19 protein-coding genes are annotated in these 24,233 nt (G+C 68.0%); 17 read left to right on the forward strand and 2 right to left on the reverse strand.

Features of this window, described 5'->3' with window-relative positions; all coding sequences use genetic code 11:
- The first annotated feature begins 14 nt into the window (after nt 1-14).
- The 12 genes from AC1VVG_RS01815 (at nt 15) to ugpQ (ending at nt 12,108) form a co-directional block, all read left to right on the forward strand.
- A complete protein-coding gene (locus tag AC1VVG_RS01815) occupies nt 15-938 on the forward strand; it encodes a competence protein ComA (protein WP_482835178.1) in 924 nt (307 codons plus the stop codon).
- Nucleotides 935-1,543 (forward strand): fimbrial protein, encoded by a 609-nt coding sequence (locus tag AC1VVG_RS01820; RefSeq protein ID WP_482835180.1) that lies wholly within the window; start codon nt 935-937, stop codon nt 1,541-1,543. The genes AC1VVG_RS01815 and AC1VVG_RS01820 overlap by 4 nt, the downstream gene beginning before the upstream one ends.
- Nucleotides 1,540-2,394, forward strand: a complete 855-nt coding sequence (locus AC1VVG_RS01825; RefSeq protein ID WP_367190129.1) for a pilus assembly protein — start codon at nt 1,540-1,542, stop codon at nt 2,392-2,394. Before AC1VVG_RS01820 ends, AC1VVG_RS01825 begins: the two co-directional genes overlap by 4 nt.
- On the forward strand, nt 2,391-4,022 hold the full coding sequence (locus AC1VVG_RS01830) for a type IV pilus secretin PilQ (RefSeq protein ID WP_124670924.1): 1,632 nt from the start codon (nt 2,391-2,393) through the stop codon (nt 4,020-4,022). Before AC1VVG_RS01825 ends, AC1VVG_RS01830 begins: the two co-directional genes overlap by 4 nt.
- Before the next feature lie 40 nt (nt 4,023-4,062).
- Nucleotides 4,063-4,617, forward strand: a complete 555-nt coding sequence (gene aroK / locus AC1VVG_RS01835) for a shikimate kinase AroK (protein WP_034189844.1) — start codon at nt 4,063-4,065, stop codon at nt 4,615-4,617.
- A complete protein-coding gene (gene aroB / locus AC1VVG_RS01840; RefSeq protein WP_069706022.1) occupies nt 4,614-5,693 on the forward strand; it encodes a 3-dehydroquinate synthase in 1,080 nt (359 codons plus the stop codon). The genes aroK and aroB overlap by 4 nt, the downstream gene beginning before the upstream one ends.
- Nucleotides 5,694-5,734: 41 nt before the next feature.
- Nucleotides 5,735-6,943, forward strand: a complete 1,209-nt coding sequence (locus tag AC1VVG_RS01845; protein WP_034189842.1) for a deoxyguanosinetriphosphate triphosphohydrolase — start codon at nt 5,735-5,737, stop codon at nt 6,941-6,943.
- Nucleotides 6,944-7,033: 90 nt separating this feature from the next.
- The gene (gene ugpB, locus AC1VVG_RS01850) at nt 7,034-8,368 is read left to right on the forward strand and encodes a sn-glycerol-3-phosphate ABC transporter substrate-binding protein UgpB (protein WP_034189841.1); all 1,335 of its coding nucleotides are present in this window, start codon (nt 7,034-7,036) and stop codon (nt 8,366-8,368) included.
- A 96-nt stretch (nt 8,369-8,464) separates the two neighbouring features.
- The gene (ugpA, locus tag AC1VVG_RS01855; protein WP_034189840.1) at nt 8,465-9,349 is read left to right on the forward strand and encodes a sn-glycerol-3-phosphate ABC transporter permease UgpA; all 885 of its coding nucleotides are present in this window, start codon (nt 8,465-8,467) and stop codon (nt 9,347-9,349) included.
- Entirely contained in the window at nt 9,346-10,191 is an 846-nt protein-coding gene (ugpE, locus tag AC1VVG_RS01860; RefSeq protein ID WP_482835182.1) for a sn-glycerol-3-phosphate ABC transporter permease UgpE, read from the forward strand. Before ugpA ends, ugpE begins: the two co-directional genes overlap by 4 nt.
- A 32-nt stretch (nt 10,192-10,223) precedes the next feature.
- Nucleotides 10,224-11,309 carry a sn-glycerol-3-phosphate import ATP-binding protein UgpC gene (locus AC1VVG_RS01865; RefSeq protein ID WP_482835184.1) on the forward strand — a complete coding sequence of 362 codons (1,086 nt, stop codon included), beginning with the start codon at nt 10,224-10,226 and terminating at the stop codon, nt 11,307-11,309.
- 28 nt (nt 11,310-11,337) lie between these two features.
- Nucleotides 11,338-12,108, forward strand: coding sequence for a glycerophosphodiester phosphodiesterase (gene ugpQ, locus AC1VVG_RS01870; protein ID WP_034189837.1), 771 nt, complete (start codon nt 11,338-11,340; stop codon nt 12,106-12,108).
- Between the two features lie 170 nt (nt 12,109-12,278).
- On the opposite strand, the gene AC1VVG_RS01875 is transcribed toward ugpQ, so the two are convergent.
- The gene (locus AC1VVG_RS01875; protein ID WP_034189836.1) at nt 12,279-13,010 is read right to left on the reverse strand and encodes an OmpW/AlkL family protein; all 732 of its coding nucleotides are present in this window, start codon (nt 13,008-13,010) and stop codon (nt 12,279-12,281) included.
- A gap of 193 nt (nt 13,011-13,203) precedes the next feature.
- Here AC1VVG_RS01875 and AC1VVG_RS01880 point away from each other — a divergent pair, with 193 nt between their 5' ends.
- The 5 genes from AC1VVG_RS01880 (at nt 13,204) to thpR (ending at nt 22,825) form a co-directional block, all read left to right on the forward strand.
- Nucleotides 13,204-13,917, forward strand: coding sequence for a transposase (locus tag AC1VVG_RS01880; RefSeq protein ID WP_034189835.1), 714 nt, complete (start codon nt 13,204-13,206; stop codon nt 13,915-13,917).
- Nucleotides 13,918-14,205: 288 nt separating this feature from the next.
- Nucleotides 14,206-18,909, forward strand: a complete 4,704-nt coding sequence (locus AC1VVG_RS01885; RefSeq protein WP_482835187.1) for a glutamate synthase-related protein — start codon at nt 14,206-14,208, stop codon at nt 18,907-18,909.
- A gap of 85 nt (nt 18,910-18,994) precedes the next feature.
- Entirely contained in the window at nt 18,995-20,461 is a 1,467-nt protein-coding gene (locus tag AC1VVG_RS01890) for a glutamate synthase subunit beta (protein ID WP_034189833.1), read from the forward strand.
- Nucleotides 20,462-20,768: 307 nt separating this feature from the next.
- Nucleotides 20,769-22,262 (forward strand): alanine/glycine:cation symporter family protein, encoded by a 1,494-nt coding sequence (locus tag AC1VVG_RS01895; RefSeq protein ID WP_034189832.1) that lies wholly within the window; start codon nt 20,769-20,771, stop codon nt 22,260-22,262.
- The gene (gene thpR, locus AC1VVG_RS01900; RefSeq protein ID WP_069706019.1) at nt 22,259-22,825 is read left to right on the forward strand and encodes an RNA 2',3'-cyclic phosphodiesterase; all 567 of its coding nucleotides are present in this window, start codon (nt 22,259-22,261) and stop codon (nt 22,823-22,825) included. Before AC1VVG_RS01895 ends, thpR begins: the two co-directional genes overlap by 4 nt.
- 109 nt (nt 22,826-22,934) lie before the next feature.
- On the opposite strand, the gene AC1VVG_RS01905 is transcribed toward thpR, so the two are convergent.
- Complete coding sequence (locus AC1VVG_RS01905) at nt 22,935-24,218, reverse strand: D-amino acid dehydrogenase (protein WP_264167171.1); 1,284 nt, start codon at nt 24,216-24,218, stop codon at nt 22,935-22,937.
- Between the last annotated feature and the right edge of the window lie 15 nt (nt 24,219-24,233).

The following is a 24,233-nucleotide window of genomic DNA, read 5'->3' on the forward strand; positions in this document are numbered from 1 at the left end:
TTCGGGAGGCTGGGATGGCGGGACGATGGGTAGCGCGGTTGGCGCAGGGCAAGCACCGGTCGACGGGGATCGACATCGGCGCGGACGAGCTGAGGGTGGTCGTGCTGAGCCGGCGCGGCCGGGGCGCGGACGTGCGGGTCGAGGGGCTCGAGCGGGAGCCGGTCGGATTGTGCGGCGGGCCGGAAGACGCGCGCTGGGCCGCGGTCGCGCGGGCGCTGGCGGCAGCCGTCGCGCGGCTGTCGGCGGCCGACGTGCGGTGCGACACGCGCGGCGTGATGGCGTTGCGCGATGACGAGATACGTACCGCGACGCTCGACCTGGCCGGGCGTCACGACATCCCGGACGCCGCGCGGCAGGCGGCCGAGCGCATCTCGGGGCTGGCGCCGGACAGTTTCGCGTTCGACTGGCGGCAGCACGGCGGCGCGCGATCCGGTGAAATCGCGGTGGCCGTGGCCCCGCTGGCGCTGCTGGAGCGGCGGATCGACGTGGCCGCCCAAGCCGGTATCGACCTGACCGCGGTCGACGGCGAGTCGGCCGCGATGCTGCGCGCGTTGCGCTATGCTGCTCAGCTCGAACTCGACGCGCAGGGTTCGTACGCCGCGCTCTGGTTCCGCGACTCGGAGGTGCGAGGCTGGCGAATCGAAGGGCCGCTGGCGGTTCCGGTGCTCACGCTGTCCGGCCTCCCTCCGGAGACGCTTCCCGATGCGCTGCGCCGGTGCGCGCTCGGCGCCGTGCGCCGTGTGTTCGTCGCCGGGGACGAGCGAAGCATCGCGTGCTTCGATACGTCCGTCGCGGAGATTGGCGACGTGCTTGGCTCGGCGGTGGTGCCGTTCGACTGCACGGGCTGGGACGGGCAGCCATGCGCGCCCGGCGGCATGCCGGGCGGCCCGGCATTCGCCGTCGCATTCGGGCTGGCGTTGCGCGGGGTGTGGGAATGATGGTCGACCAGGCGGCACTCGGCGGCTTCAACCTGCTGCCGTACCGCGAGCGGCGGGCGCACGCGTTGCGGCGTCGCCGGGCTGTGCAGTGCGGGGCGGCGATCCTGCTCGGCGTGCTCGGCGCCGCACTGTGGACGGGCGCGGCCACCTGGATGCGGTGGCGCGCGGACGCCGCGCGCATAGGCGTGGAGACGCGGCTGCGGCAGTTGCAGCCGCGGGTGCATGCCGCGACGCGCGCCGCCGATGTGGCGGCAGTCATCGCGCGGCGCGATGCACAGGTCGCCGCGCTTGCCGCACCGTACGAGCGCGCCGCGGGGCTGCTGGCGACACTGGCGCGGGTGCGCGACGACGGCGTCCGGCTAGACACGCTGCGCACGACGCCGGCCGGGGCCGTGCTCGAGGTGCGTGCCACGAGCTATCGGGCAGCCGCGCGATGGCTTGCCGGGATGGCGCGCGAGCAGCGCGACTGGCGGATCGACGTGGATGCATTGAAACCCGTGTCGAGCGCGCCGGTCCCACTGGCCGGGTTGCCGCTCCGGTTTTCGGTTCAATTGCGCTGGCACGACGCGATGCCGTCGCGGACCGCGACGGGAGACGGCGCATGACGGCGATCACGCATTGGCCTGCGCCGCGTGGCGATGCGTGGCCAGGCGGCATGCGGCGGGTCTCGCCGGGGGCCCTGCATGCCGCCGGCTGCGTGCTGACGTTCGTGGCCGTGCTGGCGGGCGGCATTCATCTGGCGAATGCGGCCGACTGGAGCGGGCTCGCGCAGAGTCGCGCGTTGCTCGCCGCCGCGCAGGGGCGTGTGGTCGACGCGCAGCGCGTACTCGGGGCCGCGGAGCACAGGCACGAGACCCGTTTGCCGCCGGCGCATGGCGACCGCGCGCCGGGCGCGCCGGAATGGGCGGCGCTGATGCTGGAATTGGCCGATCTCGCCGCGTCGAGCGGGCTGCACGGCGTATCGATCGAGCCGCAGCCCACCGACGGCGCGGCGCGGGATGGCCGGCGCACTGTGCGTATCGTTGCCGACGGCGGCTTTCGCGCGCTGTCGACGATGGTCGGCGGGCTGGCGCGCTTTCCGGTGCTGGCGGTGCCGTCGGCGCTGCGTGTCGAGCGAGGCATGCAGTCGACACGGGTGGACATGTCTGTCGACGTGTATCCGGCGCTGCCGGCGGCATCGTCCGCACGCGGCACGATGCCGCTTCAGGCCGCTGCGCTCGACGCCGATCCGTTCGGCGGGGAAGCCGACGGGAGGGCGGTCCGCCTCGCCGGCACGATTCGCGACGCGCGTGCCGGTCTCGCGTTGTTCGACGACGGAGACGGCGTGTTCACCGCCGTGGCGCCCGGCGAAGCGCTGGGGGCAGTGCGCGTGGTGCGCGTCGAGCCCGCGGCGGTGATGCTCGCGACGGCGGACGGCGCGCACCGGGTCGTCCTGGACGACGGAGGGCGGCCATGATGAAGCACGGCTGTCGGGTACTCGCCGTCTGGGCCGGATTGACGGCGGCCGGTGCGGGCGCGTCGTTGCCGCCCCTGCCAGCAGTCTGGCCCGCCGCGTCGGTGGAGGCGCCGGCGCCGGGCCTGCCGCTGCCGCACGGGAGCGTGGACGGCGCGGACAGCGCGGCTCCCGAGGAAGCCGGCCCGCCGCCGTCCGGCCAGGCTGCTCGCGCGGTGCTTCAGGCGGAGCCCGCTCCACCGGCACCGCAACTGGAGGGGCCGCCGATTCCGTTGGCGCCGCCGGCCCGAATGAGCGACGCCGCTGCGCGGCAACCCGACGATGCAGACGACGCGCGACGAATCTCGCTGAATCTGCAGGGCGCCGGGCTCGCGGCCGCGTTCGACGCATTCGCGCGGTTCACGGGGCTCAATATCGTCGTTGGCGAGCAGGTGCGAGGCACCGTCACGTTACGTCTGAACAATGTGCGCTGGCGCGATGCGTTCGACACGCTGCTCGACACGCACGGGCTCGCGATGTCCCGGCGCGGCAACGTGATCTGGGTCACGCCGGCGGCCGAGCTGGCCGCCCGGGAGCGCGAGCGCTTCGAAATGCATGCGCGGGCCGCCGATCTGGAGCCGCTCGCGAGCCGCACGTTCGCGCTGCACTACCCGCGCGCGCAGGACGTGCAGCGGCTGCTGGCCGGCGCGACCGGCCAGCGCCTGCTGTCGAAACGCGGCGCCGCGGCGGCCGATCCGCGCACGAACCTGCTGTTCGTCACCGATCTCGCGCCGCGCCTCGCGCAGATCGCGAGCCTGATCGACGCGATCGACCGGCCGTCGCGGCAGGTCCGGATCGAGGCCCGCATCGTCGAGGGCGAGCAGGGCTTCTCGCGCAACCTCGGTGCACGCGTCGCGCTGCGGGCGCAGGGGCGTCCGTCGGGGGGCGAGAGCGCCACGTTCACGGCCGACGCGCGCAACGCGCTCGACCTCGCCGCGCGGCCGCTCGGCGGCTTCGACGCGGCGACCGCCGGCTTCACGTTGTTCGCCGCGCCGCTCAGCCGTGTCCTCGACGTCGAGCTGAGCGCGCTGGAGGCGCAGGGGCGGGGCCAGATCGTCTCGCGGCCGCGCGTGGTGACGGCCGACCGCGTCAAGGCCATCGTCGAGCAGGGTTCGGAGCTGCCGTACCAGGCGAAGGTGGGCAATGGCGTGAGCGGCGTGCAGTTCCGCCGTGCGACGCTCAAGCTGGAGGTCGAGCCGCAGATCACGCCGGACGGGCGCGTGGTGCTGGATCTCGATGTGACGAAGGACAGCGTCGGCGAGCCGACGGCGGCCGGCCCGGCCATCCATACGAAGCATGTGCGGACGCGTGTCGAGGTCGAGAATGGCGGGACGGTCGCGATCGGCGGCATCTATGAACAACTGAACCGGAACGATGTGACGCGCGTGCCGCTCTTGGGCAAAATACCGTTTCTGGGCGCGCTTTTCCGGCATCGCGCGCAGCGCGACCAGCGCAACGAACTGGTCGTGTTCATCACGCCGACCGTCGTCGATGCGCGTTGCGATGGGCGCGACGCGGGCGATGCGGATCCCGATAAAACGGGGCCAGAAGGCGTCGGCGCAGGCTCGACAAGGCAGCCGCTTTGCCAGTAAGCTGCGCCACACACCAGCAAGATTGAAGCAGAGGAAGCCGTTGCAAGCGCGGGACCCACATGCAAACGTATTTTTCGTCGGCCTTATGGGAGCGGGTAAGACCACCGTGGGCCGTGCGGTCGCGCGTCGTCTCGACAGGACGTTCTTCGACTCCGACCACGAAATCGAGGCCCGCACGGGCGCGCGCATTCCGGTGATCTTCGAGCTGGAGGGCGAGGCCGGATTTCGCGATCGCGAAACGCAGGTGATCGCCGATCTCACCCAGCGCGAGAACATCGTGCTCGCGACGGGCGGCGGCGCGGTGTTGCGCCCGGAAAATCGCGACTGCCTCAAAAGCAACGGCATCGTCGTCTACCTGCGCGCCAATCCGCACGATTTGTGGCTGCGCACGCGCAAGGACAAGAACCGCCCGCTGCTGCAGACCGACGATCCGAAGGGGCGTCTCGAGGCGCTGTACGAAGTACGCGACCCGCTGTACCGCGAATGCGCGGATTTCGTCATCGAGACCGGCCGTCCGTCGGTCAACGGTCTCGTCAACATGGTGCTGATGCAACTCGAACTGGCCGGCGTCATCGCCAAGCCGCTACAAGCATGATTACTGTCAACGTCGATCTGGGCGACCGAGCCTATCCGATTCACATTGGTGCCGGCCTGATCGGCCGCACCGAGCTGTTCGCGCCTCACATCAAGGGTTCGTCCGTCACGATCGTCACGAACACGACGGTCGATCCGCTCTACGGCGACGCGCTGCGCGCGGCGCTCGCGCCGCTCGGCAAGCGCGTATCGACGGTTGTGCTGCCGGACGGCGAGGCGTACAAGAACTGGGAAACGCTGAACCTGATCTTCGACGGCCTGCTGACGGATCGCGCCGATCGCAAGACGACGCTCGTCGCGCTCGGCGGCGGCGTGATCGGCGACATGACGGGCTTTGCCGCCGCGTGCTACATGCGCGGCGTGCCGTTCATCCAGGTGCCGACCACATTGCTGTCGCAGGTCGATTCGTCGGTCGGCGGCAAGACGGGCATCAACCACCCGCTCGGCAAGAACATGATCGGCGCGTTCTACCAGCCGCAGGCCGTGATCGCGGACATCGGCGCGCTGACGACGCTGCCCGATCGCGAACTGGCGGCCGGCGTTGCCGAGATCATCAAGACCGGCGCGATCGCCGACGCGGCGTTCTTCGACTGGATCGAGGCGAACGTCGACGCGCTGAACCGTCGCGAGCCGGCTGCGCTCGCGCATGCCGTGAAGCGTTCGTGCGAGATCAAGGCGAGCGTGGTCGCGGCCGACGAGCGCGAAGGCGGTCTGCGCGCGATCCTGAATTTCGGCCACACGTTCGGCCATGCGATCGAGGCCGGGCTCGGCTACGGCGAGTGGCTGCACGGCGAGGCGGTCGGCTGCGGGATGGTGATGGCCGGCGACCTGTCGGCACGGCTCGGCCTGCTCGACGAAGCGTCGCGGCAGCGCCTCGACGCGGTGATCGCGGCCGCGCATCTGCCGACGCGCGGGCCCGCCCTCGGCGACGCGCGCTACATGGACCTGATGCGCGTCGACAAGAAGGCGGAGGCCGGCGCGATCAAGTTCATCCTGCTGAAGCGATTCGGCGATACGCTGATCACGGAGGCGCCAGACGAAGCCGTGTTCGCTACACTGGCGCAGACGACCCGATAACGGTGGCCCGGATGCCCCGGCGCCCCTGACATGGAGGAGACGTGAGCGAGACATCCAGCAGCACCTTGCCCGAAGCCGGCCGCGCATCCGCTGCGCCGGTGGCCGAGCCGCCGACGCTGGCGGCGCTGGAAGCCCATCTCGCTCCGTATGCCGCGCACGCGTCGCAATCGCGCGGCCGCCGCCATCCGGAAACCCCGCCGGCGGCGCGCACCGAATTCCAGCGCGATCGCGACCGCATCGTCCATTCGACCGCGTTCCGCCGGCTCGAATACAAGACGCAGGTCTTCGTGAATCACGAAGGCGACCTGTTCCGCACCCGCCTCACGCACAGCCTCGAAGTCGCGCAGATCGCCCGCTCGGTTGCCCGCAACCTGCGCCTGAACGAGGATCTCGTCGAAGCGATCTCGCTCGCGCACGATCTCGGCCACACGCCGTTCGGCCATGCCGGCCAGGACGCGCTGAATGCATGCATGCGCGACCACGGCGGCTTCGAGCACAACCTGCAGAGCCTCGCGGTCGTCGACGAGCTGGAGGAGCACTACGGCGCATTCAACGGGCTGAACCTGTGCTTCGAGACGCGCGAAGGCATCCTGAAGCATTGCTCGCGCGAGCATGCCCGCAAGCTCGGCGCGCTCGGCGAACGTTTCCTGCACGGCCGCCAGCCGTCGCTCGAAGCGCAGCTCGCGAACATCGCCGACGAAATCGCATACAACAACCACGACGTCGACGACGGCCTGCGTTCCGGCCTGATCACGATCGAGCAGCTTGCGGAAGTCGAGCTGTGGCAGCGTCACTACGAGGCGGCGCTCGCCGAATTCCCGCACCTCGAAGGCCGCCGGCTCGTGCACGAGACGGTGCGCCGCATCATCAACACGCTGATCGTCGACCTGATCGACGAAACGACGCGCAACCTCGTGCGCGTCGCGCCCGCGTCGCTCGACGACGTGCGCGCCGCGCCGCCGCTCGTGTCGCACAGCGCGACGGTCGCCGCTCAGGCAGCCGCGCTCAAGCGCTTCCTCTTCAAGAACCTGTACCGCCACTACAAGGTGATGCGCATGGCGAGCAAGGCGCAGCGCGTCGTCACGGGGCTGTTCGACGCATTCATCGACGATCCGCGCCTGCTGCCGCCGCCGTACCAGTCCGACGACGCGGCACATCAGCCCCGCCTCGTCGCGCACTACATCGCCGGCATGACCGACCGCTTCGCGCTGAAGGAATATCAGCGCCTGTTCGTCATCAACGACAACTGACTGTCACAAACGATCACTAGACTTCGCCGGTTCAATGGCGACGGGAATGTTGCACACGCTGTTGGTAACGTTTTCATAGGAGAGAGGTCGATGAAGAAGAAGCCTGCGGGGACACTGGTTCGTTCGATCGCGCTCGGCGGCGCGCTGATGTTCGGGGTGCAGCACGTGGCGCTCGCCGCGACGGAAATTCAGTTCTGGCATGCGATGGAGGCCGCGCTCGGCGAGCGGGTCAATGCGATCGCCGACCAGTTCAATGCGTCGCAAAGCGACTACAAGATCGTGCCGGTCTTCAAGGGCACCTACGACCAGGCGCTCGCGGCCGGCATCGCCGCGTATCGCAGCGGCAATGCGCCGGCGATCCTCCAGGTCTACGAAGTCGGCACGGCCACGATGATGCAGGCGAAGAAGGCCGTCGTGCCGGTCTACGACGTGTTCAAGCAGGCCGGCGTGCCGCTCGACGAAAAGGCGTTCGTGCCGACCATCGCGAGCTATTACAGCGACGCGAAGACGGGCCATCTCGTATCGATGCCGTTCAACAGCTCGACGCCGGTGCTTTACTACAACAAGGACGCGTTCAAGAAGGCCGGCCTCGATCCGAACCAGCCGCCGAAGACGTGGGCCGACGTGCAGGCCGATGCCGAGAAGCTGCGCAAGTCGGGGATGGCGTGCGGCTTCACGACCGGCTGGCAGGGCTGGATCCAGCTCGAGAACTACAGCGCGTGGCACGGGCTGCCGTTCGCGAGCCGCAACAACGGCTTCGACGGTACCGACGCGGTGCTCGAATTCAACAAGCCGCAGCAGATCGCGCACGTCGCGTTCCTGCAGCAGATGGCGAAGGACGGCACGTTCACGTACGCGGGCCGCAAGGATGAAGCGTCGGCGAAGTTCTACAGCGGCGATTGCGGGATCATGACGACGTCGTCGGGCGCGCTCGCGAACGTGCAGAAGTTCGCGAAGTTCAGCTACGGCACCGGCATGATGCCGTACGACGCGAACGTGAAGGGTGCACCGCAGAACGCGATCATCGGCGGCGCGAGCCTGTGGGTGCTGGCCGGCAAGGATCCGGCGACCTACAAGGGCGTCGCGAAATTCCTCGCGTACCTCGCTTCGCCGGCGGTCGCCGCGAAGTGGCACCAGGACACGGGCTACCTGCCCGTCACCAAGGCGGCCTACGACCTGACGCGCGAACAGGGCTTCTACGCGAAGAACCCGAGCGCCGAAACCGCGATCAAGCAGATGCTGAACAAGCCGCCGCTGCCGTACACGAAGGGGCTGCGCCTGGGCAACATGCCGCAGATCCGCACGGTGGTCGACGAGGAGTTCGAACAGGTCTGGGCGCAGAAGAAGTCGCCGAAGGACGCGCTCGATTCGGCCGCCTCGCGTGGCGACGAGCTGCTGCGCCGCTTCGAGAAATCGGGCGGCTGAGCACGCATCGCGTCGTGCCGCCGGCGGCCCCGCGCATGAGCGCGTGCCGTCCGGCGGCGCGGTTTCCTTTCCGTTTCGCCTGACCGGATATCCGCGATGCAATCCCGTTCCCGTTTCGGTACGAGCCTGTTGCCGTACCTGCTGATCGCGCCGCAGCTCGCGATCACCGCCGTGTTCTTCCTGTGGCCGGCGGGCGTCGCGCTGTGGCAGTCGACGCAGACGCAGGACGCGTTCGGCACGTCGAGCGAATTCGTCGGCTTCGCGAACTTCGCGCACCTGTTCGCCGATCCGCTGTATCTCGATTCGTTCCGTACGACGCTCGTGTTCAGCTCGCTCGTCACGGTGAGCGGGCTCGTCGTGTCGCTGCTGCTCGCCGCCTGCGCCGATCGCGTGATCCGCGGCGCGCGCGCGTACCGCACGCTGCTGATCTGGCCGTACGCCGTCGCGCCGACGATCGCGGCCGTGCTGTGGGCGTTCCTGTTCAACCCGAGCATCGGCCTGATCACCTATGCGCTCGCGAAGAGCGGCATCGTGTGGAACCACGCGCTGAACGGCGGGCAGGCGATGTTCCTGGTCGTGCTGGCATCGGTATGGAAGCAGGTGAGCTACAACTTCCTGTTCTTCTACGCGGGCCTGCAGGCGATCCCGCGCTCGCTGATCGAGGCGGCGGCGATCGACGGGGCCGGGCCGGTGCGGCGCTTCTTCAACATCGTGCTGCCGCTGCTGTCGCCGACGAGTTTCTTCCTGCTGGTCGTGAACCTCGTCTACGCGTTCTTCGACACGTTCCCGGTGATCGACGCGGCCACCGGCGGCGGCCCGGCGCAAAGCACGAAGACGCTGATCTACAAGATCTTCACGGAGGGCTTCCAGGGGCTCGACATCGGCAGCTCGGGCGCGCAGTCGGTCGTGTTGATGATCATCGTCGTCGGGCTCACGGTGATCCAGTTCCGCTTCGTCGAACGCAGGGTGCAATACGCATGATCGAAAATCGCAAGGGCTTCGACCTGTTCTGCCACGCGGTGCTGATCGCGGGCGTCGTGCTGATCGTGTTCCCCGTCTACGTCGCGTTCTGCGCGGCGACGATGAACGCGCAGGAAGTGTTCACGGTGCCGCTGTCGCTCGTGCCGAGCACGCACCTGTTCGAGAACATCGCGTACATCTGGGGGCACGGCAGCGGCGGCACGACGGCGCCGTTCGGCCGCCTGCTCGTGAACAGCTTCGCGATGGCGCTCGGCATCGCGGTCGGCAAGATCGCGGTGTCGATCCTGTCCGCGTACGCGATCGTCTATTTCCGCTTCCCGTTCCGCAACACGGCGTTCTGGCTGATTTTCGTCACGCTGATGCTGCCGGTGGAAGTGCGGATCTTCCCGACCGTGCAGGTCGTGTCGACGCTGCACCTGACGAACACGTACGCCGGGCTCACGATGCCGCTGATCGCATCGGCGACCGCTACGTTCCTGTTCCGCCAGTTCTTCATGACGCTGCCCGACGAGCTGATGGACGCCGCGCGCATCGACGGCGCCGGGGCGCTGCGCTTCTTCTGGGACGTGGTGCTGCCGATGTCGAAGACGAGCATCGCGGCGCTGTTCGTGATCACGTTCATCTACGGCTGGAACCAGTATCTGTGGCCGATCCTGATCACGACGGAAGCGTCGCTGTCGACGGCGGTGGTGGGCATCAAGACGATGATCGCGAGCGGCGACGCCGCGACCGAATGGCAATACGTGATGGCGGCGACGCTGCTGGCGATGATCCCGCCGCTCGTCGTCGTGCTGGCGATGCAGCGCTGGTTCGTGCGCGGCCTCGTCGATTCCGAGAAATGAACCATGGACGGTAACCGGGAGAAGGACCAGGTATGGCTGCGCTGAGCTTGAAGGGCGTCAGGAAATCCTACGACGGCAAGCAGCATGTGCTGCACGGCATCGACGTGGAGATCGCGGACGGCGAATTCATCGTGCTGGTCGGCCCGTCGGGCTGCGGCAAGTCGACGTTGCTGCGGATGATCGCGGGGCTCGAGTCCGTGACGGACGGCGAGATCGCGATCGGCGAGCGCGTCGTCAACACGCTGGAGCCGAAGGATCGCGACATCGCGATGGTGTTCCAGAACTATGCGCTGTATCCGCACATGACGGTCGCGCAGAACATGGGCTACGGGCTGAAGATCCGTGGACTCGAGCGCGCGACGATCGATTCGCGGGTGGCCGCGGCCGCGAAGATCCTCGAGCTCGAGCCGCTGCTGGCACGGCGGCCGCGCGAACTGTCGGGCGGCCAGCGGCAGCGTGTCGCGATGGGGCGCGCGATCGTGCGCGAGCCGTCGGTGTTCCTGTTCGACGAGCCGTTGTCCAACCTCGACGCGAAGCTGCGCGTGCAGATGCGGCTCGAGATCCAGCGGCTGCATGCGCGGCTGGCGACGACGAGCGTCTACGTGACGCACGACCAGATCGAGGCGATGACGCTCGCGCAGCGCGTGATCGTGATGAACCGCGGCTACGCGGAACAGATCGGCGCGCCGGTCGACGTGTACGAGAAGCCGGCGACGGTGTTCGTCGCGGGCTTCATCGGCTCGCCGGCGATGAACCTGATGCACGGCCGGCTGTCGGATGACGGCGCGACCTTCACGGTCGCGGGCGGCGGCCCCGCGCTGCCGGTCGCCGGTGCGCCAGGCATCGGCGCGGAGATCGCCACCGGGCGCGACTGGGTGCTCGGCGTGCGTCCCGAGCACATGACGCCGCAGCCGGGCGTCGCGCACGCGACGCTGCCGGTCGACTCGTGCGAGCTGCTGGGCGCGGACAACCTCGCGCACGGCCGCTGGGGCAACCACGACATCGCGGTGCGCCTGCCGCATGCGGACCGTCCCGCACGCGGCACGGCGCTCGCGGCCGCGCTGCCCGCGCACCGGCTGCATTTCTTCGATCCCGAAACCGGCAAGCGTGCCGGTTGAACCTGCTGCACTTGCCGAGAGACCGACGATGACCCTCCGCACCGACTGGCCCTATCCGCGCGTCGTCGCCCATCGCGGCGGCGGCACGCTCGCGCCGGAGAACACGCTTGCCGCGCTCGACGAGGGGGCGCGTCGCGGGCACCGGATGGTCGAGTTCGACGCGAAGCTGTCGGCCGACGACGTGACGTTCCTGCTGCACGACGACACGGTCGACCGGACGTCGAACGGCCACGGGCCGGCGGCGGGCATGCGTTACGCGGCGCTCGCCGCGCTCGACGCGGGCGCGTGGCGCGACGCGCGCTTCGCGGGCGAACGGATGCCGACGCTCGAGGCGGCGGCGGCGCGCTGCATCGCGCACGGGCTCGCCGCGAACGTCGAGATCAAGCCGTGCCCGGGGCGCGAGCGCGAGACCGGGCAACGCGTGGCGGCCGACGCGGCTGCGTACTGGCGCGCCGCCGCGGTGCCGCCGCTGCTGTCGTCGTTCTCGTTCGATGCGCTGCAGCAGGCACGCGCGACCGAGCCGGCGCTGCCGCGCGGGATGCTCTACGAAGCCGTGCCGGACGACTGGCACGCGCAGGTCGTCGGCGCGCTCGGCTGCGTATCGTTGCACGCAGACCACAAACGGCTCGACGAACCGCTCGTGCGCGCGATCAAGGCGGCCGGTCTGCGCATCCTGGTTTACACGGTGAACGATCTCGAACGGGCGCGCGAACTCGCGCGCTGGGGCGTCGACGCGGTCTGCACGGACCGGATCGACCTGATCGCCCCCGATGCGCTGGACGACATCGCCGTCGTCTGACGATCACGGCAGCGCCACGGCGCGGCTCGAGCGGCAACGTGCCTGACGCGAAAAAACAACGCCCCGGCGGGATTTCCGCCGGGGCGTTGTGCACCGTGGAGACGTTACGTCAGGAAAAATCCGCTACAAATTGCAGCAGGATTAACCATTCCCCAAATATTCGACTACGCTTAGAAACGGTAGCCGACGTTCAGGTACGTGACGATCGGGTTGAGCGAGATCTTCGCTTTCGACGTTTCGGTCAGGGTGCCGACCGGCGTCCGGCGGGCCGTCGTGAAGGTCGCGGTCACGCTGACCGGGATGTACGAGATCGACAGGCCCCCGAACCAGTGTTTCGTGAAGTTGTACGTGAAGCCGGCGTTGAATACGGGCGCCCACTGGTTGCTGGTCGTCGCGCTGGTCGGGCCGCCGAGCACGCCGTTCTCGAAGCTGCTGTTCGTGATCTTTGCGCCGGTGAACCAGACATACGTCGCGCCGACGCCGACATACGGACGGAACTTCGCGTTGGCGTCGTTGAAGTGGTAGCGAAGCAACACGGCGGGGCTCCACTGGTACGCACGGCCGAGTACGCCGAACTTATCGAACTGACCCTTGCCGGTGATGTCGAACTTCGGCGGTATCCCCATGACGAGCTCGGTGGAGATGTGGTCGGTGACGAAGTAGCCCGCTGCGAGCCCAAGTGTATCGGCGTCGTTGATGCCGGCGCCCGTGTTGGGAATCGATTGGTTGATGGGCGTGCCGCCGACGCGATACAGGAACAGCGGATCGCTGCTGTCCTGCGGCGACAGGTGCAGCCAGCCGGTGCTGACGTAGAAATCACCTGCGGATTGTGCTTGTGCCGTACCGCCCGCAAACGTGAATGCGAGCGCTGCGGCCCCCGTAATGGCCAGTTTTCGTTTCATTGTGTCTCCTCCGATGTAAGGCGTGCTCATTATGACGACTGCGTTTAAAACCAAACAAGCTCGTAAGTTAGAGTTTTCACCCTAGGATTAGTACGACCGTACGCTTACGCGCGCCGCAGGGACAGGCATTCTACGCAGGTGCGCACTTTCGGACCTTCGGGTATTTCCTAACGCGTTCAAACGGACATTCAGCATGGCACGGTTAGCACGACTCTACGTTCCCGACCAGCCGCAGCACGTGATACTGCGCGGCCTGGATCAGCAACCCGCGTTCGTCGACGACCAGGACTACGAACTCTTCATCGATTGCCTGAAGGCCGCCGCGCGCGATCATCACCTGTCGGTGCACGCCTACGTGCTGCTGCCGCGCCAGGTGCAACTCCTCGTGACGCCGAGCGACGAGGCGAGCCTGCCGAAAGCGATGCAGGCCGTCGGCCGCCGCTACGTCGCGCATTTCAACCGGCGCTACTCGCGGCGCGGCACGCTGTGGGAAGGCCGCTACCGCGCGACCGTGATCGAGGGCGAGCGCTATTTCCTGCTCGCGAGCCGCGTGGTCGAGATGAGCCCGGTGCGGTCGCAACTCGTCGCGACGCCCGAGGCCTATCGCTGGTCGAGCTACCGGCATCACGTCGGGCTCACCGTCGACAGCCTGATCACCGACCATCCGCTGTACTGGGCGCTCGGCAATACGCCGTTCGACCGTCAGCGCGCGTACAAGGAGCTGTGCGAGCAGCCGCTCGACGAGCGGCAGGCCGACCAGCTGCAGCAGGCGACGCTCAAGGGCTGGGTGCTCGGCGGCGAGCATTACCGCGAGTGGGCGGCGCGTACCGCGAACCGGCGCGTGTCGCCGTTGCCGCGCGGACGCCCCAGAAAGGTGCGTGAGAACACGCCGCCGATCCAGCAGTAATGCCGGAAAGGCGGGCCGGAAGCGGCGCTGCGGGCGCCGCTTCTTTTTGCACCAAAACGATACGTCCCCAATAAAACGGCACCAGATCGATGCGTCTAATTAATTGGGGTTCGATCAAGCGGTTTTTGTTGCTATTTCCTTGATTCGTCGCGTATATTCCGAATTCCGGTGGCCCGGGCGAAGCCTGCCCAACCACTGTCGGCCGCGCCGTCTCCCGTCGGGAGCGGGATCGGCGGCAACAAGAAAACGGTTCAACGGCCTCCAGGCCCCCTTTACGACGGTGTCCCCATGAACGACCACCAGCAGCCGCTCGCCGCGGTGCCCGCCGCACAAGGTCTGTACGACCCGCAAAACGAACACGACGCCTGCGGCGTCGGCTTCGTCGCTCACATCAAGGGCAAGAAGAGCCACGAGATCATCCAGCAGGGCCTGAAGATCCTCGAGAACCTCGACCACCGCGGCGCGGTCGGTGCCGATCCGCTGATGGGCGACGGCGCGGGCATCCTGATCCAGATTCCGGACGCGTTCTATCGCGAGGAGATGGCCAAGCAGGGCGTGGACCTGCCGCCGGCCGGAGAATATGGGGTCGGGATGATCTTCCTGCCGAAGGAGAACGCGTCGCGTCTCGCGTGCGAGCAGGAGCTCGAGCGGACGGTGAAGGCGGAAGGCCAGGTCGTGCTCGGCTGGCGCGACGTGCCGGTCGACCATGCGATGCCGATTTCGCCGACCGTGAAGGCGAGCGAGCCGCTGATCCGCCAGATATTCATCGGCCGCGGCAAGGACATCATGGTGACGGACGCGCTCGAGCGGAAGCTGTACGTGATCCGCAAGACCGCGAGCCACCGCATCCAGGCGCTGAAGCTCAAGCACGGCAAGGAATACTTCGTGCCGTCGATGTCGGCGCGCACGGTCGTCTACAAGGGCCTGCTGCTGGCCGGCCAGGTCGGCGTGTACTACCGCGACCTGCAGGACGCGCGCGTCGTGTCGGCGCTCGCGCTCGTGCACCAGCGCTTCTCGACCAACACGTTCCCGGCATGGGAACTCGCTCACCCGTACCGGATGATCGCGCACAACGGCGAGATCAACACCGTGAAGGGCAACGTGAACTGGCTGAACGCGCGTACCGGCGCGATCGCGTCGCACGTGCTCGCCGACGACCTGCCGAAGCTGTGGCCGCTGATCTACCCGGGCCAGTCCGATACCGCATCGTTCGACAACTGTCTCGAACTGCTGGTGATGGCCGGTTACCCGCTCGTGCACGCGGTGATGATGATGATTCCGGAAGCGTGGGAGCAGCACACGCTGATGGACGAGAACCGCCGCGCGTTCTACGAATACCACGCCGCGATGATGGAGCCGTGGGACGGCCCGGCCGCGATCGCGTTCACCGACGGCCGCCAGATCGGCGCGACGCTTGACCGTAACGGCCTGCGTCCGGCGCGCTACATCGTGACCGACGACGATCTCGTGATCATGGCGTCGGAAGCCGGCACGCTGCCGATCCCCGAATCGAAGATCGTCAAGAAGTGGCGCCTGCAGCCGGGCAAGATGTTCCTGATCGACATGGAGCACGGCCGCATCATCGACGACAAGGAGCTGAAGGACAACCTCGCGAACGCGAAGCCGTACAAGAGCTGGATCGACGCCGTGCGCATCAAGCTCGACGAGATCGAGCCGAAGGCCGAGGAAGTCGCGGCCGGCCGTACGCAGGGCGCCGCGCTGCTCGACCGCCAGCAGGCGTTCGGCTATACGCAGGAAGACCTGAAGTTCCTGATGGCGCCGATGGCGCAGCAGGGCGAGGAAGCCGTCGGTTCGATGGGCAACGACTCGCCGCTCGCGGTGATGTCGAACAAGAACAAGACGCTCTATCACTACTTCAAGCAGCTGTTCGCGCAGGTCACGAACCCGCCGATCGACCCGATCCGTGAAAACATGGTCATGTCGCTCGTGTCGTTCATCGGCCCGAAGCCGAACCTGCTCGACACGAACAACATCAACCCGCCGATGCGTCTCGAAGTGTCGCAGCCGGTGCTCGATTTCAAGGACATCGCGAAGATCCGCGCGATCGACCAGTACACGGGCGGCAAGTTCAGCGCGTACGAACTGAACATCTGCTACCCGGTCGCATGGGGCAAGGAAGGCATCGAGGCGCGTCTCGCGTCGCTGTGCGCGGAAGCCGTCGACGCGGTGAAGTCGGGCTACAACATGCTGATCGTGTCGGACCGCAAGACCGACGCCGAGCATGTCGCGATCCCGGCGCTGCTCGCCACGTCGGCGATCCACACGCACCTCGTCCAGCAAGGGCTGCGCACGAGCACGGGCCTCGTCGTCGAGACGGGCTCCGCGCGTGAAACGCACCACTTCGCGCTGCTCGCGGGCTACGGCGCGGAAGCCGTGCACCCGTACCTCGCGATGGAAACGCTCGCGAAGATGGCCGAGGGCCTGCCGGGCGACCTGTCGCCGGAGAAGGCCGTCTACAACTTCACGAAGGCGGTCGGCAAGGGCCTGCAGAAGGTGATGTCGAAGATGGGCATCTCGACGTACATGTCGTACACGGGCGCGCAGATCTTCGAAGCGCTCGGCCTGTCGAGCGACCTCGTCGAGAAGTACTTCAAGGGCACGGCGTCGAAGGTCGGCGGCATCGGCCTGTTCGAAGTAGCGGAAGAGGCGATCCGCCTGCACCGCGACGCGTTCGGCGACAGCCCGGTCCTGCGCGACATGCTCGACGCGGGCGGCGAGTACGCATACCGCGTGCGCGGCGAAGACCACATGTGGACGCCGGATTCGATCGCGAAGCTGCAGCACGCGACGCGCAGCAACTCGTACCAGACGTACAAGGAATACGCGCACCTGATCAACGACCAGACCAAGCGTCACATGACGTTCCGCGGCCTGTTCGAGTTCAAGGTCGAGCCGACCAAGGCGATCCCGATCGACGACGTCGAGCCGGCGAAGGAGATCGTCAAGCGCTTCGCGACGGGCGCGATGTCGCTCGGTTCGATCAGCACCGAAGCGCATGCGACGCTCGCGATCGCGATGAACCGGATCGGCGGCAAGTCGAACACCGGCGAAGGCGGCGAGGACGAGAAGCGCTATCGCAACGAACTGCGCGGTATTCCGATCAAGTCGGGCGAGACGCTGAAGTCGGTGATCGGCGACGAGATCGTCAGCGACATTCCGCTGAAGGACGGCGATTCGCTGCGCTCGAAGATCAAGCAGGTCGCGTCGGGCCGCTTCGGCGTCACCGCCGAGTACCTCGCGTCGGCCGACCAAATCCAGATCAAGATGGCGCAGGGCGCGAAGCCGGGCGAAGGCGGTCAGCTGCCGGGCCACAAGGTGTCCGAGTACATCGGCAAGCTGCGTTACTCGGTGCCGGGCGTCGGCCTGATCTCGCCGCCGCCGCACCACGACATCTACTCGATCGAGGATCTGGCGCAGCTGATCCACGACCTGAAGAACGTGAACCCGAGCGCGAGCATCTCCGTGAAGCTCGTGTCGGAAGTGGGCGTCGGCACGGTCGCGGCTGGCGTGGCGAAGGCGAAGGCCGATCACGTCGTGATCGCCGGCCATGACGGCGGCACGGGCGCATCGCCGCTGTCGTCGGTCAAGCACGCCGGCACGCCGTGGGAGCTGGGCCTGGCCGAAACGCAGCAGACGCTGGTGCTGAACCGCCTGCGCGGCCGGATCCGCGTGCAGGCCGACGGCCAGATGAAGACGGGGCGCGACGTCGTGATCGGCGCGCTGCTCGGCGCGGACGAATTCGGCTTCGCGACGGCGCCGCTCGTCGTCGAGGGCTGCATCATGATGCGCAAGTGCCACCTGAACACGTGCCCGGTCGGCGTCGCGACGCAGGATCCGGTGCTGCGCGCGAAGTTCAAGGGCCAGCCCGAGCACGTCGTGAACTACTTCTTCTTCGTCGCCGAGGAAGTGCGCGAGATCATGGCGCAGCTCGGCGTCGCGAAGTTCGACGACCTGATCGGCCGCGCCGACCTGCTCGATACGCGCAAGGGCATCGAGCACTGGAAGGCGAAGGGCCTCGACTTCTCGCGCGTGTTCTACCAGCCGGAAGAGTGCGAGGACGTCGCGCCGCGTCACGTCGACGTGCAGGATCACGGCCTCGAGCGCGCGCTCGACCACGTGCTGATCGAGAAGGCGAAGGCCGCGATCGAGAACGGCGAGCATGTGTCGTTCATCCAGCCGGTGCGCAACGTGAACCGTACGGTCGGCGCGATGCTGTCGGGCGTGATCGCGAAGAAGCACGGCCACGAAGGCCTCGCCGACGACGCGGTGCACATCCAGCTGAAGGGCACGGCCGGCCAGAGCTTCGGCGCGTTCCTCGCGAAGGGCGTGACGCTCGACCTCGTCGGCGACGGCAACGACTACGTCGGCAAGGGCCTGTCGGGCGGCCGGATCATCATCCGTCCGACCAACGACTTCCGCGGCAAGTCCGAGGAAAACATCATCTGCGGCAACACGGTGATGTACGGCGCGATCGAAGGCGAATCGTTCTTCCGCGGCGTCGCGGGCGAGCGCTTCTGCGTGCGCAACTCGGGCGCGACGGCGGTCGTCGAAGGCACGGGCGACCACGGCTGCGAATACATGACGGGCGGTACGGTCGTCGTGCTCGGCGAGACGGGGCGCAACTTCGCGGCCGGCATGTCGGGCGGCCTCGCTTACATCTACGATCCGGACGGCACGTTCGCGGCGAAGTGCAACAAGTCGATGGTCGCGCTCGAGCCGGTGCTGCAGCAGGCCGAGCAGGAGCGCACGGTCGATCGCGCGCTCTGGCACGCGGGCACGACGGACGAAGCGCTGCTCAAGGGGCTCGTCGAGCGTCATTTCCAGTTCACGGGTTCGCCGCGCGCGAAGTCGCTGCTGGAAAACTGGGACGCGGCGCGCCGCCAGTTCGTGAAGGTGTTCCCGCACGAATACAAGCGCGCGCTGGGCGAGATCGGTGCGAAGAAGGCGGCGAAGGAAGTGCTGGCCGCCTGAGCGACGAACGACATAGCGAATGCCGCGCGCGCGTGATTGCCGCGCGCGGCTCCCCCACCCGATACACCGAACAGAAGAGCACCTTATGGGCAAGGCAACCGGTTTTCTGGAGTTCGAACGCCGCCACGAGGCGTACGAAGCACCGCTCACGCGCGTGAAGCACTACAAGGAATTCGTCGCGGCACTGACCGACGCGGACGCGAAGGTCCAGGGCGCGCGCTGCATGGATTGCGGCATCCCGTTCTGCAACAACGGCTGCCCGGTCAACAACATCATTCCGGACTTCAACGATCTCGTTTACCGCCAGGACTGGCAGCAGGCGATCGAAGTCCTGCACTCGACCAACAACTTCCCGGAATTCACGGGCCGCATCTGCCCGGCGCCGTGCGAGGCGGCGTGCACGCTCGGGATCAACAACGACCCGGTCGGCATCAAGTCGATCGAGCACGCGATCATCGACAAGGCCTGGGCGGAAGGCTGGGTGAAGCCGCAGCCGGCCGAGCACAAGACCGGCAAGAAGGTCGCGGTCGTCGGTTCGGGCCCCGCGGGCCTCGCCGCCGCGCAGCAGCTCGCGCGCGCGGGCCACGACGTGACGGTGTTCGAGAAGAACGACCGCGTCGGCGGCCTGCTGCGTTACGGGATTCCCGACTTCAAGCTCGAGAAGTGGCTGATCGACCGCCGCATGCGCCAGATGGAAGCGGAAGGCGTGACGTTCCGCACCAGCGTGTTCATCGGCAAGGATCCGCTGCCCGAGTCGATCGGCAGTCTCGCGAAGGAAACGATTTCGCCGGACACGCTGAAGGAAGAATTCGACGCGGTCGTGATCGCGGGCGGTTCGGAAACGCCGCGCGACCTGCCGGTGCCGGGCCGCGAGCTCGCGGGCGTCCATTTCGCGATGGACTTCCTGCCGCAGCAGAACCGCGTGAATGCCGGCGACAAGCTCGTCGACCAGCTGCTCGCGAAGGGCAAGCACGTGATCGTGATCGGCGGCGGCGATACGGGTTCGGACTGCGTCGGCACGTCGAACCGTCACGGCGCGAAGCAGGTCACGCAGTTCGAGCTGCTGCCGCAGCCGCCGGAAGAGGAAAACAAGCCGCTCGTGTGGCCGTACTGGCCGATCAAGCTGCGCACGTCGTCATCGCACGAGGAAGGTTGCGAGCGCGATTGGGCGGTCGCGACGAAGCGTCTCGAAGGCAAGAACGGCAAGGTCGAGAAGCTGATCGCGGTGCGCGTCGAGTGGAAGGACGGCAAGATGCAGGAAGTGCCGGGCTCCGAATTCGAGATGAAGGCCGACCTCGTGCTGCTCGCGATGGGCTTCACGCAGCCGGCGGCGCCGGTGCTCGACGCGTTCGGCGTCGCGAAGGATGCGCGCGGCAATGCGCGTGCGGCGACCGAAGGCGATCGCTCGTACTACACGTCGGTCGACAAGGTGTTCGCGGCGGGCGACATGCGCCGCGGCCAGTCGCTCGTGGTGTGGGCGATCCGCGAAGGCCGCCAGTGCGCACGCTCGGTCGATGCGTACCTGATGGGACATTCGGAACTGCCGCGCTGAGCTGGATCGCGCGGGTTTCGACGGAAGCCGGGCGTCCGAAAGGGCGCCCGGTTTTTTTTATGGCTGGCGCCTGCCGGGGCGCGCCGGTTTCGCGTGCGCGGCGACGCCGTCCGATCGGGTTGCCGTGCCCGCCGGTATGCGTCATTTTCGCGAAGCATCGCCTAACCTGATGACATCCAGGCGCGATTTCCCGATATCTCAAATCCTTTCGTTTTGTAATATTCCTTGAAAACTGTCATATCATGTCGCCCCTCGGGCCGCGTTCGCGGCCGACGCACCTGACTGACCCTATTTACAAGGAAACCGGATGGAAGCACTCCTGCAAGCGCTGATCGACGCCGTCAACGGCGTGTTGTGGAATTACGTGCTGATCGCGCTGCTGCTCGGCGCCGGCGCGTGGTTCACGCTGCGGTTCCGGATGATCCAGCTGAAGGCGCTGCTCTTCAGCATGAAACTGGTCGGCAGCAAGGGCGAGCCGGGCAGTATCTCGTCGTTCCAGGCGTTCGCGACGGGGCTCGCGAGCCGCGTCGGCACCGGCAACATCGCCGGCGTCGCGGTCGCGCTGACGGTCGGCGGCCCGGGCGCGATCTTCTGGATGTGGATGACCGCGCTCGTCGGGATGTCGTCCGCGTTCGTCGAGGCGACGCTCGCGCAGATCTTCAAGGTGTCGCATCCGGACGGCAGCTTCCGCGGCGGCCCCGCGTACTACATCCAGACGGGCCTGCGTTCGCGCGGCTTCGGCGTGCTGTTCTCGCTGTCGCTGATCCTTGCGTTCGGTTTCGTGTTCAACGCGGTGCAGGCCAACGCGATCGCCGACGCATTTCATACGTCGTTCGGCTGGAGCCGCGAGACGGTCGGCCTCGGCCTCGTGCTGCTGTCCGCACCGATCATCTTCGGGGGGATCCGCCGCATCGCGACGGTCGCGCAGGTGATCGTGCCGCTGATGGCGATCGGCTACCTCGCGCTCGCGGTCTACGCGGTCGCGACGCACATCGCGCTGGTGCCGGACGTGATCGTGCTGATCGTGAAGAGCGCGTTCGGCCTCGAGCAGGCAGCGGGCGGCCTGACCGGCTATGCGGTGAGCCAGGCGATCGCGATCGGCGTGAAGCGCGGGCTGTTCTCGAACGAGGCGGGGATGGGCAGCGCGCCGAACGCGGCCGCGACCGCGAGCACGCGGCACCCGGTCACGCAGGGGCTGATCCAGATGCTCGGCGTGTTCGTCGACACGATCGTGATCTGCAGCGCGACCGCGTTCGTGATCCTGCTGTCGGGCCAGTACGAACTCGGCACTGGCATGGAAGGCGCGGCGCTCACGCAGCGCGCGATCTCGAGCCACGTCGGCGACTGGGGCGGCATCTACATGGCCGTCGCGATCTTCTTTCTCGCGTTCTCGTCGGTGATCGGCAACTACGCGTATGCGGAAGGCAACGTCGAATTCATCACGAAGCGGCGCGGCGTGCTGCCGCTGTTCCGCGTCGCGGTGCTCGCGATGGTGATGTTCGGCAGCGTCGGGCAACTGCCGCTCGTCTGGGCGATGGCCGATACGAGCATGGGGCTGATGGCGATCATCAACCTGATCGCCATCATCGCGCTCGGCAAGTACGCGCACGCCGCGTGGGCCGACTATCGCCGCCAGCGCGCGGCGGGCGTCGCCGATCCGGTGTTCACGCGCAACACGATCCCCGAACTCGCGCGCGTGCTGCCGGCCGACGTGTGGGGCGAACACGGGCCGCTGCCGCAGCGTCCGGCGGCGTCGGCCGACGCGGCCAGCGCGCCGCGCGGCGCGGTACGCGGGTCATGAACGGCGACCGGCTCCGTGCGTTCGTCGCGCTGATGCCCGATGCGGCGTCGCGCGACGCGCTGCACGCGTTGCCGGTCACCCGTGGCGCGCGACGCACGCTGCCCGCGCAACTGCACGTGACGCTCGCATTCATCGGCGCGATCGAGCGCGAACGGTGCGACGCGCTGGCCGCGCACCTGCCCGCGCTCGCGGCGGCCCATGCGTTGCCGCCGCTGCCGGTCGAGCGGATCGCGTGGTGGCCGAGCCTGCCGCGCGCGCGGCTGATCGTCGCGGAACTCGCGGCCGATCCCGCGTGCGTCGCGCTGAATGCCGGGTTGTCGGCGGTGCTGCGCGAACTCGGCGTGCCGGCCGACCGGCGGCCGTTCCGCCCGCACGTGACGCTCGCGCGGCTGCCGCATGACGCGGTCGGCCAGCCCGCGCACGGCGGCGCGCCGGGGCGACAGGTCGTGCTGCGTGTCGACGCGCTGACGCTGTTCGAAAGCCGGCTGTCGCATGAAGGCGTGTCGCATCGGCCGATCGCGTCGGCGCCGGTTGCGTGCGCGGATGGTCACGCCGCGCGCTGAGCGGTTTCCGCGATGCGGGGCGAAGGCCGGCCATCATCGACAGCTCGCCGGACAAACCGTCTGGACCCGATGGGGCGACGCCGCCGCCCGACGTCCGGCCTGCTGCGTTCTAACGTCGGTAGCGCGCGAGCGTCAGGCCGGACAGATCGATCTCCGGCTCGTGTCCGGTGACGAGGTCCGCCAGCAGCTTCCCCGAACCCATCGACATCGCCCAGCCCGTCGAGCCGTGGCCGACGTTGAGCCAGAGCCCGTCGATCCCGCTGGCGCCCAGCAGCGGAGGCCCGTCGGGCGTCATCGGCCGGCGGCCGACCCAGAAGCGCGCCGAGGCCCGATCGGCGGCCGCCGGAAACCAGTCGTCGAGCACCTTCATCAGCGTATCGAGCGCCTGCTGACGCAGCGCCGCGCGCCGGTTGCCGAGTTCCGCGGTGCCCGCGACGCGCAGCGTCGGGCCGAAGCGCGTGATCGCCGTCTTCAGTGATTCGTCCATCAGCGCGGCGCACGGCGCTTTTTCCTCGTCGACGACTTCGAGCGTGGCGGAATAGCCTTTCACCGGATACAGCGGCACGTCGATTCCATGCGGCCGCAGCAGGCCGGCGCTGTCGACGCCAAGCGCGACGACGATCGCGTCGGCGGCGAGCATCGCATCGCGTGGCGTGGCATCGCCCGCCGCGCGCGAATCGACCCGCACGCCGCGCACCTTGCCGCCCGCGACGTCGAGCGCGCGGATCTCGGTGCGAAAGCGGAACGTCACGCCGTTCGCCTCGCACAGCGCCCGCAGTTCGCGCGTGAAGCGGGCGCAGTCGCCGGCTTCGTCGTCGGGCAGGTAGATGCCGCCGACGGGCGCCTGCCGCGCCCAGCGCAGGCCCGGCTCGATCGCCGTGCAGCCGGCCGCGTCGAGTTCGCGAAACGCGATGCCGGCGTCGCGCAGCACCTTCAGCGCGGGCTGCACCATCTCGACGTCGAACGCGCCGCGCAGCAGTTGCAGGTAGCCGCGGCTCGCGCCGTAGTCGAACGGATAACGCTCGCGAAACGCATGCAGGCATGCGCGGCTGTAATACGCGACGCGCTGCATCCGCTGCTTGTTCACGCGGAACCGTTCGAACTCGCATTCGCGCAGCCAGCGCGCGATCCAGCGCCACTGCGCGGCATCGAGTGTCGGCCGGAAGATCAGCGGCGACGCGGGCTTGAACAGGTACTTGAGGATCTTGCCGGGCATCCCGGGCGCGGCCCACGGCGTCACGTAGCCGGGCGCGATCACGCCCGCGTTGCCGAGGCTCGTCGCTCGCGCGACGTCGGCCTCGCGTTCGATCACGGTGACGTCGCAGCCTGCTTCGCGCAGGTGCCAGGCGGTGGTGACGCCGATCACGCCGGCGCCCAGAACGATCACGTGCATGCGGTTTCCGGGGCG

It is taken from the genome of Burkholderia sp. L-4 (assembly GCF_056856535.1).